Raw genomic sequence first — 11,323 nt, forward strand, 5'->3', positions numbered from 1 at the left:
GGCAAAAGAGGACATCCGATGAGAACCACTGATCGTGCAAAGCCGTCCGTTGCCGTGGTGGTCGGCGGAACGAAAGGAATGGGACGGGCCGCGTCGCTGGCTCTGGCTCAGGACGGTTTCGCTGTCTTCGCCTGCAGTCGGGACCTGAAGGACGTCGATGCCCTGTGTGAGGAGGGGCGCCAAGCGGATCTGCGGATCGACGGGGCCGTCTGTGACGTCGCGGACGAAGCGGCCCTGAACGGCTTCATCGATGCGGCCGCCCAAAGGCATGGCCGCATCGACACGCTCGTTTTCGCCGCAGGCCGGGCCTACCCCGGCAATGCGCTCGAACTCACGAGCGAGGACTGGGATTCCTGTTTCCGCCTCAACCTGCGCGCGCCGTTCCTCGCGGCGAAAAGGGCCTTGCCGGTGATGATCTCCGGCGGCGGAGGCTCTCTGGTGTTCGTCTCGACGATCTGGGCCTTCACGACGCCGTGCGACCGCTTGGCCTATCTGACGGCGAAGTCCGGATTGACGGCGCTTGTCCGCGGGCTGGCGGTCGATCACGGTGGCCAGGGAATTCGTGCCAACGCGGTCGCGCCAGGCTATGTCGACACGGAGTTTCTCCGGCGGTCCATCGAAATGGTTCACGGCAGCGCGCAAACACCGGAGGTTCTGGCGAACGTGCTCAAGGCCCATCCCATGGGACGGATGGTCCGGCCGGAAGAGGTCGCCGAGGCGATAAGTTTCCTTGCCAGCGAACGGTCCAGCGGCTTTAACGGCCAGACCTTGATCGTGGACGGCGGGGCGGCGACCAAGTTCTCGCTGGCCGATGCCTGGCGTCGAAACGGATAAACGGCCGCGTTGGCGGGGGGCCAGTATGGTGACGGATGCCGAGAAGACGCCGAAGGGCAGTGCCCGCGACATCGGCTATGGCCAGGTGCGGTTGAGCGTTCGCCAGCTTGAGGCGTTTCGGGCCTTCATGCTCGCCCGCACCACGAACGGCGCGGCCGCGATCCTCGGCATTTCCCAGCCGGCGATTTCGCGATTGATCGAACAGCTCGAGCGTTCGCTGCGCTTCGAGCTGTTCGACCGCAAGAACGGCCGCCTCGTCCCGACGCCCGAGGCGGACATCTTCTTCGAAGAGGTCGAGCGGACGTTCGTTTCCGTCGACAAGATCTCGGAGATCGCGCGCGATATCCAGGCGGCCCGCATGGGCAGCCTCACCGTCGCAGCCATGCCGGCTCTGGCGCACGCGTTTCTGCCGACGGTCATCGCGCGCTTCGCCGCGCAGCACCCCCGGGCGCGCATTTCGGTGCTGGTTTTCCCGTCCACGAAGATCGAGGAGTTGGTCTCGGCCCATCACGTCGATTTCGGCCTGGGCGAGTTTCCCTTCGTCCGCAGCGGCATCGACGCCGCGGAGTTCTGCTGCACGCCCTACATCCTCGCCATGCCGGCCGGGCACCCGTTGGCAGCCCTGCCGACGGTGTCGGTGACGGATCTGGCGGGCGTGCCGTTCATCTCGCTCAGCAGCAACACGGCGGCCCGGCACGCCATCGACCAGCAATTCCTGATGGCCAACGTGCCCCGCGAGCAATATTACGACGCCCAGAACTCCGGGGTCATCGCGGGCATGATCGCCCAAGGGCTCGGCGTCGGGCTGATCGATCCCTTTACGGCGCGGGATTTCCAGGGCCGCGGGATCGACGTGCGGCCGTTCGAACCGAACATCCCCTTCCGCGTCGGCGTCCTCCACCCCGCCCATCGTCCGCTTTCCCGGGTCGGCCGCGAATTCCTCGGAATGCTTCAGGCGATCCGGAAGGAATGGGGGGTCAAGTAAGGCGGCCTCCCTCGGATGCCGTTCCACCCACCGCATCCGCGAGCGCGTGCGTCCGCGCCGCGCAGCCGCGACGAGTGGCGGAGCGCTAGGAAAATCCATGAATCTCAGTCACTTCGAAGCCTTTCGCGCGGTCATGCAGACAGGAACCGTAAGCGGCGCGGCGGAAATTCTCGGGCGCAGCCAGCCGGCGGTGAGCCGTATGATGGACCGCCTGGAGTATGAAATCGGCCTGACCCTGTTCGTCCGCCGTAAAGGCCGGGTATCGCCGACCGCCGCGGCGCATCATCTGCTGGACGAGGTGGAGCGTGCCTTCGTCTCGCTGTCCTCCCTGCAGGACTTCGCCCGCCGCCTGCAGGAAGGCGAAGAGAGCGAGGTGGCCTGCTCCGTCATGCCGGCGCTCGGCATCGACTTCATGCCGCAGGTCATCAGCCGCTTCCACGCCAGCCATCCGCGCACGCGCGTCACCCTGAACGTCCGCATGTCGGTCAATGTCGAGGATTGGGCGGCGACCCAGCAGGTGGATTTCGGCCTGGCGGAGACGCCCTTCAAACGGTCCGGTTTCCGCACGGAGCTGTTCAGCGAAGTTCCCTACGTCGCCGCCGTCCACGCCGATCATCCGCTGGCGAAGCGCGGCGAGGTCCGCGCGCGCGATCTGGCGGAGTTTCCCCTGCTGTCATGGTCTCCCTTCGCCACCGTGAGCCGGATGCTGGAGGACGTGATGCAGAGCGCAGGGGTGCGGCCGCGGCCCATCTGCACCACCACCTTCTCCTCGTCCATCTGCGGTATGGTCAGGCGTGGGCTCGGCGTTGGAATCGTGGACCCTTTCACCGCCGCGGCGCAGAAGGGCAACGGCCTGTGCGTGCTGCCCTTCGTGCCGGACATCCCTTGCCGTGTCGCCCTGCTGCTGCCCGATACGCGCCCGCCGACGCCGCTCGCGAGCGCGCTCATCCGATACGCAAAGGAAGAGCGCGACCTCCTGCTGGGGGGGCTTTTCGACAAAACATGACTATGCGGATCACGCATAACGAAGGGAGTTCTTCTCATTTTGCGCAAACCCACCGCTGCCGCCTAATGGTCTCCGACGCTCCCCGTTACCGACGAAGGTCAGAGGCGATGGCACAAACCACAGTGGCCGGCACACGGATCAGGCAGCAGGAGCTGCCATGCGATGAGCCACTGTACGACTCCGTGATCATCGGCGGCGGCATCAACGGCACGGCGGCGGCCCTGGAATTGAGCCGAGCGGGATACTCCGTGCTGTTGTGCGAGAAGGGCGACTTTGCCGGCGGTGCGAGCGGGCGGTCCTCCCGGATGCTGCACTGCGGCCTGCGCTACTTCGAAACGCCCAGCCCGGTGCGCGATTTCGCCATGCATCCACGGCGCTTCGTCTCGGCGCTGTCCATGGCACGGGCGGCCATGGAAGCTCGCGCGGACCTCGCGCAGGACGACCGCGTGGCGACACGGCCGATCACCCTCTGCTTTCCCATCTGGCCCGACAGCCCCGTCCAGCGCTGGCACCTCTCGGCGGGCCTGCGGCTCCTGCAGGCGCTGCACACCAAGGGTCCGCCCCTCGATGCCCGCATCCTCGGCGCGGCCGAGGCGCGCCGGCATCCCTTGGCGCAGGACCTGCGCGATCTCGATCGCCTGCAGGCCATGGCGGCCTTCCGCGAATACCTGTTCGTCCATCCGGAGCGCCTGTGCCTCGACGCGGCCCTGGATGCGGAAGCCCACGGCGCGACGATGGAGCTTTTCACAACGGCGCGGATCGCCGACCGGCAGCCGGACGGCACGTGGCGGGTCGCGCTGGATGCGCCGCAGGGGCAGCGCCATGTCCGGGCGCGCACCGTGATCAACATGGCGGGCACCTGGATGGAGTCGGCGGGCGACATCCCCGGCCGTCTGGTGCGGGGGACCAAAGGCGCCCACATTGTCGTCCGTCTGCCGGAGCGCTACCGCGACCACGGCATCGCGACCATGCATCGCGGCGGCCATCCCTTCTACTGCCTGCCGCTCGGCGACGAGTTCTTCTACTTCGGGCCGACCGAAACCCCCTTCGAGGGCGATGCGACCGACGTCGCCGCCGATCAGGAGGACATCGACTTCCTGCTGGCCGAAGCCAACCATCTGCTGCCGGGCCTGGGATTGACGCGCGCCGACGTGCACCAGACCTGGGCGGGCGTACGGCCGCTGACCTGGGACCCGCAGCGCCCGATGGGCGCCCGCGAGCGCATCCTTCACGACCTGGAAGGCCGTGGCATGCCGAACGTCCTCGCCATGACCGCCGGCCCCGTCATGAGCCACCGCAGCGCCGGCCGCGAGATCCTGGACAAGGTTCGCGGGCGGCTCGGCAGCCGCGAGCCGGTGAATGCGCAGTCCCCGGCCAAGCCTTCGGCGGTCGGCGCGGACTCCATCCTGCCCGGCCGCGGAGCCGTGCCGAGGCAGGCGCTTCTGGATGCCGTGACGCGTGAACACGCCCGCGACCTCTACGGCGTGCTCGTGCAACGCACCGGCCTAGTCTGGCGGGGGCTGCTCAGCCGCGAGGATGCGGCCGCGGTGGCCGACGTGATCGCCGGTCCGCTCGGCTGGTCGGACGACGACAAGGCGCGGGAGGTCGATGCCTTCCTGGCGCTCCAGGCGCGGCGCTTCGCCCCGCCGGCAGAAACGGCATCGCGGCCATAAGCCGGGGAAACCACCGATCAACATTCGCGCGCAGAGCGGCGGTATCCGGAGTCAAGGCTTCGGAACCGAAGCCCCCTGCGCCCACACTGAGTGTCACGAGACATGCTCGACCAGGCCATCACGACGACGCACGACCCTCTGCTCGAAACGCTGACCATCAAGAAGACGGTCTTCCGCAACCGCATCATGAGCACCAGCCACGCCTGCGGCCTGGAAGAGGACGGGATGCCCAAGGAGGCCTACCGCGCCTATCATGTGGAGAAGGCCCGCGGCGGCATCGCGCTGTCCATGTTCGGCGGGTCGTCCAACGTCGACCGCGACAGCCCCAACATCTTCCGCCAACTCGATGCCGGTTCCGACGCGATCATCCCCCACCTGCAGCGCTTCTCCGAGGCCATGCATGCCGAGGGGGCCGCGCTCATGTGCCAGATCACCCACCTTGGACGGCGCGCCGACCCCTACGCCCAGGACTGGCTGCCGGCCATCGGACCGTCCGCCCTGCGCGAGACCCTGCACCGCGCTATCCCGCGCGAAATGGACGATTACGACATCGAGCGCGTGGTGAAAGCCTACGCCGCCGCCGCCCGCCGCTGCTGGGAGGGTGGCCTCGACGGAATCGAGACGCTCGCGGCCGGTCACATGATCGGCCAGTTCCTCTCGCCCAAGACCAACCAACGCACCGACCGCTTCGGCGGCAGCCTGGAAAACCGCATCCGCTTCGGCCTCATGGTCCATGAAGCGATCCGCAAGGCGGTCGGCGACGACTTCCTGGTCGGCATGCGTTTCGTCGTCGACGAAGGCATAGACGGCGCCCTGAAGGCGAACGACTGCATCGCCGCCGCCGAGATCCTCAAGCGGGAAGGGGCGGTGGATTTCTTCAACGCCATCTACGGTTCGATGGACACGGCGCGGGCCCTGACCGAGGAGAACATGCCCGGCATGGGCACACGCATCGCTCCATGGGTGACCGCCGTCGGCGCCTTCCGGCGCGAGATCGGACTTCCGGTGTTCCACGCCGCCCGCATTTCCGACATCGCCACCGCCCGCTATGCCGTCAGTGAGGGGATGGTGGACATGGCCGGAATGACGCGTGCGCAGATCGCCGACCCCTATCTGGTGACGAAGCTGGCGCGCGGCGAGGAGCATCTGATCCGACCCTGCGTCGGGGCGACGCACTGCCAATCGCCCTACCGCCCCCGGTGCCTGCACAACGCCGCGACCGGACGCGAGCTTGCCCTGCCGCACGTCGTCCGCCCCACCACCGGGCCACGCCGGCGCGCGGTCATCGTCGGCGCCGGCCCCGCGGGGCTGGAGGCGGCGCGCGTGCTGGCGGAGCGCGGCCATGACGTGTCGGTGCACGAAGCCGCTGCCGAGGCGGGCGGACAGGTGCGCATCGCTGCCGAAGGGAAGTGGCGCCGCGACATCATCGGGCTGGTCGACTGGCGGGTGGCGGAACTGGAGCGCCTGGGCGTGACCGTGTCCTACAACGCCTACATGGAAGCCGCCGACGTGCTCGCGCTTGAACCGGATCTCGTCATCGTGGCGACGGGCGGACTGCCGCAGACGGAGTTCGGCGAAGGGGCGGATCTGGTGGTCCCCTCCTGGGACATCATCGGGCGCCAGATTCCGCCGGCGGCGGAAGTTCTGATTTTCGACGGAACCGGTCGCCATCCGGCTCCGCTTGCCGCCGAACGGGCGCATGCGTCCGGGTCGAAGATCCATTACTTCAGCATCGACGGGTTCCTGGCGCAGGAACTCACCTACGCCGAGCGGACCCGGTGGAAGCAGGAATTCATCCGCATGGGGATCACCCCCAACCTGGAGCATCGCCTGGTGAAGGTGGCGCGCGCCGGCAATCGTTTCGCGGCGACGGTGCTGGATGAACTGACGCACGACCTGCGTGAGATCCAGGTCGACCAAGTCATCGTCGAGATGGGGACGGTGCCGATGGACGACCTGTTCGAAGGGTTGCGGACCCATGCCGGCAACCGCGGCGTCACCGACATTCCAGCCCTGCTGGCAAACAAGCCGCAACCCATGCGCAACGAAGGGTTCGAGCTGCATCGCATCGGGGATGCCGCCGGAAGTCGGAATGTTCATGCTGCCGTGCTCGACGCCCTGCGGCTGGCTCATGTGTGCTGAGCGCCCTGTGGCAGGCGGCGTTTGCGAGACGGCGCGCATGTCGCGCAGGGCGGCAACTCTCTGGACATGGATCGCGCGTCGGCGCGCTGCGGGGACGCACTGTTTTCGCTTGGTGGCTGGCCTCAGGACGTTGCGCACCTCGTCGTGCGCCAAGCGGAACCGGTGAGCGCCGGTGTGACGCAGCGCTTCAACCAGCAGGACTCAGACCGGATGGGCGACAGGTCTGCCATGGTCGTCGATCAGCAGCGTGCCGCAGCCGGTGTCGTGCACCGCGTGTCCGGCAACGCGACGAGATCACGATGGGAAGGGGTTTGGCCGAACCGGCACGATCACAAAAAGCGTTGTCATCGCCCCCGCAGCCCATCCGCGAGCAGTGCTTCCAGCTTGGCGGGATCGATTGGCTTGTGCAGCATGCGAATGCCGGTCCGCCCAGCCTCGGCCAGCCGTTCAGCCGAGGTGTCGCCGGTCACCAGAACTGTGACCGGTGTGCCGCCTCGGCGGGCTTCGCTGATGATGGCCACGCCGGTCTCTCCCGCACCCAGGGAGTGATCGGCGATCAGGATGTCGGGTGGAGCCCCGAACTCCTTCAGCATGGTCCGGGCCTGCGCAAGCGTGCGGGCAGTGTGCACGGACACGCCCCAGCTCCCCAGAGTGACCTCCAACGCTTTCAGGACCATTGGTTCGTCGTCCACCACCAGGGCCGTCCGGCCCCGCAACGTCCCGCCGAGCGCCCCCTCCCCAGCGGTTGGGACCTGCGCCTCCTCGTCCGCCAGCGGAAGCGTCAGGCTGAAGGTCGACCCGATACCGGGTTTGGAGCGGACCGTCACCCGGGTCGCCAGCAGATCGGCGACCCGCTGCACGGTGGCGAGGCCGATGCCGAAGCCGCGCGCATGCTCACCGGTCGCATTGCCGATCTGGTAGTAGGGATCGAAGATACGCTCCATCTCCTCCGGGGCGATGCCCCGCCCAGTGTCGGTCACGTCGATCGCCAGCCGGTCCCCCTCGACCCGGGTCCCCACCGTGACCCCGCCCTGTTCGGTGTATTTGACGGCGTTGGAGATCAGATTGCGCAGCACCAGTTCCACCAGCAGCGGGTCGGACCGGACCGATCGGGCAACTGGCGGCATGTGCAACCACAGCTTCGCCTCGCGCGCCGGTCCCTGGAATTCGCCGTAGAGACGCTTCAGCAACTCGTCGAGGTCGAAGACCCGCGCCTGCACCGTGAGCAGGCCGGCGTCGAGCCGCGCCACCTCCAGCAGCCCGCTCAGCATGCCCGTCAGGCTGGTCATGCTGTCTGACAGCGGCTTCAACAGGTCGCGCGCCTTCAGGTCGAGCGGCTGCCGCCGCAGAAGCTCGAGAAAGAGGTTGGCCGCCTGCACCGGCTGGCGCAGATCATGGCTGACCGAAGCGAGGAAGTTCGACTTCTCCCGGCTCGCCGCCTCGGCCGTGTCGCGCGCCTGCTGCAGCAGGGCTTCGGCGTGCTTGCGGTCGTGGATGTCGGTCGAGGTGCCGAACCAGCGGGCAATCTCACCGCTGTGCGGGTCGCGGTAGGGCAGGCCGCGGACCAGGAACCAACGGTATTCCCCTGTCTTCGAACGGAGACGATGTTCGACGAGATAGAGGCTGTCCGAGCGCTGCGCCTCTTGGAAGCGCTCGGTCGTCAGCGCCGCATCGTCCGGATGGATGAAGTCGGCGATGACGTCCGACACCGTGGTTGGCGCCCCCCGGGGATCGTAAGCGACGCCGGTGTAGTCGGCCCATTGCCGGTTGAAGAACTCGACCCGCCCCTCGGCGTCGGTGATCCAGACGATCTGCGGCACGGCGTCCGCCATCAATCGGAACCGCGCCTCGCTCTCGCGCAGGGCCGCTTCGGTCTCCCGCCGGGCGGTCAGATCGGCCGTGACCGCAAGGAGGTGGCGCTCGTCACCATTGCCGGGCACGATCGTGATGCCGCTGTTCGCCCAGACATGCGTCCCGTCGGGTCGCCGGTAGCGCTTGTCGAGCGCCACGGTCTCGCCCGTCCGCAAGGCCTGTTCGATGGCGGCGTGGCTCGCCGCCAGATCATCGGGGTGGGTGACGTCGGCGACGGACAAGCCCACGACCTCCTCCCGCGCCCGTCCCAGGATGCGGCAGAGTTCGTCGTTCACGCGGAGGAAGCGGCCATCCAGCGTGAGTTCCGACAAGCCGACCGCCGCGCGCGCGAAGAGAGCGGACAGCCGCGCCTCGCTGCGCCGCAGCGCCTCGTCGGTGCTTCGGCGGGAGGTGATGTTGCTGGCGGTCCCAAACCACTCGCAGACCTCGCCATCCGCATCCAGGATCGGCACCGCGCGCGAATGCGTCCATCCCAGTGATCCGTCGGCCTGCCGGACCCGATGCTCCAGATCGAAGGCGCTCTTGGTCCGGATGGCTTCCCGTACGGCCTCGAGAAGCTGCGGCTGGTCGTCCGGATGAATGTACTGCTCCAGCCACGCCTTGTTGCCGTCCGTTGTGTCGGTGAGGAAGCCGTGCCCGTCGAGTTGCCGCAGTTCCGTCCAGTCGACGTTCATGCGGTAGATGGCGTAGGAGGACGCGCTCACCAGGGCGCGGAAGCGGCTCTCGCTGTCGCGCAAGGCAAGTTCGGTCCGCTTGCGTTTGGTGACCTCATGCACCGTCACCAGGACGCCCGCGATGTTCCCGGCATCGTTGCGGACCGGACTGTAGGTGAGGTCGAACCAGGTTTCCTCCGGGACGCCGTTGCGCTTGAGGATCAGCTTCTGATCGTCGAACCCTCGGGATTCACCGCGGAACACGGCCTCGTAGATCGGACCGTTGAAATCCCAAACTTCGGGCCAACACTCGCGGGTGGGTTGGCCGAGGGCGCGGGGATGCTTGCCAGCGGTGATCTCAGCGTAGCAATCGTTGTAGATCTGGATGAGGTCGGGTCCCCAGAGAACAATCATGCCAAGCGGGGAGGCGAGGATCAGGTCGACGACCACCCGCAAGGACAGTGGCCAGTTCGCCTTCGGTCCGAGGGGCGTCGCAGCCCAATCATGGGTTCGGATCAGCGCTCCCATGGTCCCGCCGCCACTGGGCCAATCCAACTCCGAAGCGATGACGTCACGGATCATGGCCACCGCTTGAGGCAGAGGGCTGGGCAAGCGACGCCGGCGGCAGCGCAACGCGCTCCTGAAGCAGGCGCAACCCGTCCCGAACCACCTCGCTGGCCGTCTGGTAGCGGCCGGACGCCACCAGGGTCTGGACGAAGCGGTCGAGTTCCGGGGTGAGGGAAACGCTCTGGCTGATGCGCCTGGACATGGGACCATCGCAACGGAAAGGAAACGGTGCCACAGAGTACGACACAGAAATAGAGCCCGGAAGTCGCCCGAAGGGCATGGTACCTCCGGCCATGGCTTTCCGAAGGCCAGAGGAGCGGCGGCAATACAGAAGACAATGCAACCGGCGAGGCCGGGCGGCAGGCCGGGCTGGATTGTTCTTGGATCAAAGGCATTGGAACGCGAGCATTGATCGGCATTGAAACAATTCTAGAGCGCTGGATACGGACGTCTGATCAAAGATCCGGCTGTGTCCCACTTGCGAAGCGGCATGAATGGCACCGCTGCCTTGCCGGTTGTTTGGCCGCCGGGAAATGGCTGGCCCATCGGCACGCCATGGGCGCGGCGACGCTGGACATGCGGATTTTTGCTAATGGCACCCCATGGAACTGGGCAGGCCCACGGTGGCGCAAAATAACGTGCCGTCGGGGTGACGGGAAGTGCCTCGCCTGCTGTTGACGCTGGAAAAGGGACGGCCGCCGCCCGATGTTGCGGGGAGCAAGCTCCGGTTCACCGGTTGGACGACCGGGCTGCAAGCCATTCCCGCAGTCCATCGAACGGCGGTGCCGGTCACCAGCAACCTATCGCTGCACAGACCCTTGTCCCCAGAGGCTCCGAAACCGTCCCAGGCCAAAGCCTCCACTTCCAACCGCCGGGGGCAGCATCGAAAGCGCCATTGAGCGCCGCCTTATGGGGCGACCGAAACCCCGGTCCTGGAAGAGGAACGAGGCGAAGACGGTTCACTTGAGCAAGGCAGAGCCATGAACGCACAACCGCCCCAGCATGGCGGAGATCGTGCGGAGAAGTCCGCAAACCCGCCAACCTACCCGCCGCCATCCCCCGGCTTGAGCGCCGTGCTCGAACGGAACATCCAGGCGCTGCACCAGCGCAGGGAACGGGAGGAGGTCGAGGCGACCGCGGAGGAGCGGATTGCCGATGCGATCACCCGCTTCACCGGCAGCATGACGTTCGTTTATCTGCATTTGGCATTCTTTGGTTTCTGGATCATCGCCAACCTGGGGTGGGTGCCCGGTGTTTCGCGCTGGGACCCTTCCTTCGTCGTCCTGGCAATGATCGCGTCCGTGGAGGCCATCTTTCTGTCCACCTTCGTGCTCATCAGCCAAAATCGGATGTCTGAGGTTGCCAGCAAGCGGGCTGATCTCGATCTGCAAATCAGCCTGTTGGCGGAGCACGAAATCACCAAACTGACGGCCCTGGTGTCGTCCATGGCCGATCACATGGGGGTGAAGACGGACGTTGACTCCGATCTGGACGTCATCAAGCAGGATGTCGCCCCCGAAGCGGTGCTTGACCAGATTGAGGCCAAGAAATCATCCAATAAGCCTGCGGCCGGGGAGCCGTGACGGACTGC

Annotated in this window: 8 protein-coding genes; 6 read left to right on the plus strand and 2 right to left on the minus strand. The window is 66.9% G+C overall.

All coding sequences use genetic code 11. From position 1 onward, the window contains the following. Positions 1–18 precede the first annotated feature (18 nt). The 5 genes from FHW79_RS16970 to FHW79_RS16990 all read left to right on the plus strand — a co-directional run bounded on the left by FHW79_RS16970 (position 19) and on the right by FHW79_RS16990 (position 6,640). Positions 19–834: an SDR family oxidoreductase gene (locus FHW79_RS16970; RefSeq protein ID WP_183180042.1), complete on the plus strand. Its 816-nt coding sequence runs from the start codon at positions 19–21 to the stop codon at positions 832–834. A gap of 25 nt (positions 835–859) precedes the next feature. After that, the gene (locus tag FHW79_RS16975; protein ID WP_183180043.1) at positions 860–1,819 is read left to right on the plus strand and encodes a LysR substrate-binding domain-containing protein; all 960 of its coding nucleotides are present in this window, start codon (positions 860–862) and stop codon (positions 1,817–1,819) included. Between the two features lie 97 nt (positions 1,820–1,916). Next, positions 1,917–2,825, plus strand: a complete 909-nt coding sequence (locus FHW79_RS16980) for a LysR substrate-binding domain-containing protein (protein ID WP_183180044.1) — start codon at positions 1,917–1,919, stop codon at positions 2,823–2,825. Between the two features lie 107 nt (positions 2,826–2,932). Continuing rightward, the gene (locus tag FHW79_RS16985; protein WP_183180045.1) at positions 2,933–4,498 is read left to right on the plus strand and encodes an FAD-dependent oxidoreductase; all 1,566 of its coding nucleotides are present in this window, start codon (positions 2,933–2,935) and stop codon (positions 4,496–4,498) included. 102 nt (positions 4,499–4,600) lie between these two features. Beyond that, a complete protein-coding gene (locus FHW79_RS16990) occupies positions 4,601–6,640 on the plus strand; it encodes an FAD-dependent oxidoreductase (RefSeq protein WP_183180046.1) in 2,040 nt (679 codons plus the stop codon). A gap of 344 nt (positions 6,641–6,984) precedes the next feature. Here FHW79_RS16990 and FHW79_RS16995 read toward each other — a convergent pair whose 3' ends face one another. Both FHW79_RS16995 and FHW79_RS17000 read right to left on the minus strand, forming a co-directional pair. Beyond that, a complete protein-coding gene (locus FHW79_RS16995; protein ID WP_247884446.1) occupies positions 6,985–9,747 on the minus strand; it encodes a PAS domain S-box protein in 2,763 nt (920 codons plus the stop codon). Continuing rightward, the gene (locus FHW79_RS17000; RefSeq protein WP_183180047.1) at positions 9,737–9,934 is read right to left on the minus strand and encodes a type II toxin-antitoxin system ParD family antitoxin; all 198 of its coding nucleotides are present in this window, start codon (positions 9,932–9,934) and stop codon (positions 9,737–9,739) included. The genes FHW79_RS16995 and FHW79_RS17000 overlap by 11 nt, the downstream gene beginning before the upstream one ends. Before the next feature lie 778 nt (positions 9,935–10,712). Here FHW79_RS17000 and FHW79_RS17005 point away from each other — a divergent pair. Beyond that, entirely contained in the window at positions 10,713–11,315 is a 603-nt protein-coding gene (locus tag FHW79_RS17005) for a DUF1003 domain-containing protein (RefSeq protein ID WP_247884447.1), read from the plus strand. Positions 11,316–11,323 lie beyond the last annotated feature (8 nt).

The sequence above is a fragment of the Azospirillum sp. OGB3 genome, from assembly GCF_014192915.1.
Classification (GTDB): Bacteria; Pseudomonadota; Alphaproteobacteria; order Azospirillales; family Azospirillaceae; genus Azospirillum.